Raw genomic sequence first — 1,097 nt, forward strand, 5'->3', positions numbered from 1 at the left:
GGGTCCGTTGATCAGAGGTGCGAGCGTAGCCCGGGATACGCAGGTCATTAAAATTACGAGCATTGGCATCGATGTGCAGCGCAAATTGACCGTTGCCGGCTTCCAGCTTTCCGGCGCTACTACGCGTAGTGTCGGCACCGCCATATCGCAATTCACCGGAACCGTGTATGCCTTCGATGGATTCAACAGGAATGCGGTTGTCCAATGTATTTACCACGCCGCCAATGGCACTGCCGCCATATAACAATGCGGCGGGGCCACGCACGATTTCGATACGATCAACATTGACAGGATCCAGCGGCACCGCATGGTCGTAAGAAAGCGACGACGCATCCAGTGCGCCAACGCCGTTACGCAAGATCCTGATCCGATCGCCGTCCAACCCGCGGATGATTGGCCGACTGGCGCCTGGTCCGAAATAAGACGACGACACGCCTGGTTGATTGTTCAAGGTTTCGCCCAAACTGCCCCTTTGCGCAAGGGTCAGTTTATCTCCGGTGAGGACAGTGCTCGGCGAAGCCAGCTGCTCGTTACCTAGGGGATTCGCGGTAATCACTTGTGGATCTATTTCAATGGCGTAGGCCGGCGATGCAATCAGTAAAGCTGTTGCAAGGGGCGGGAGGCGCCAAAATTGCAATTTGGAGCAGCGAGACATGCAGGTTTCCTTGAGGACAATGAAAAATAGTGGCGATGTTATAACATAACCTTTGAGGTGCAGTTGTTTGGATTGCCGACTAATTGAGGAAGTCATGACCGAGCGCGAGGCTGGCTTATCTCAGCCCACCTGAATCGGTCCGCAATCGGTGATCATTACTGGGCGTGCGGTATGCCCTGGTATGGAAAGCCTGGCATTGGAAGATTAGAAAACGGCAACTAGTGGCCGACCGCGTATTGGGAAAAGTCGGCCAGCAGCGTTGGATTTAGCTCCCTACCGCTGATCCGTATTAACGCTGTCTGCCTTGAACACTAGTTGTTTTCCTCGGACAAAGCGTAGGCGCGGCTTCTGCAGCGCCCGCCGCCACTTCGTGGCCATAGCTGCACCCATCGAGGATTCACCATGCGTTCTTCCCATCCAATACGTTGTGCCCTGGTTGCTG

At 54.8% G+C, this 1,097-nt stretch carries 1 protein-coding gene; it reads right to left on the reverse strand.

Annotated elements, in window-relative coordinates; genetic code table 11:
• On the reverse strand, nucleotides 1-655 hold a 655-nt coding region (locus ABEH28_RS27265), incomplete at its 3' end, for a TonB-dependent receptor plug domain-containing protein (RefSeq protein ID WP_346631565.1).
• Between the last annotated feature and the right edge of the window lie 442 nt (nucleotides 656-1,097).

It is taken from the genome of Pseudomonas sp. Ps21-P2 (assembly GCF_039672565.1).
Lineage (GTDB): Bacteria > Pseudomonadota > Gammaproteobacteria > Pseudomonadales > Pseudomonadaceae > Aquipseudomonas.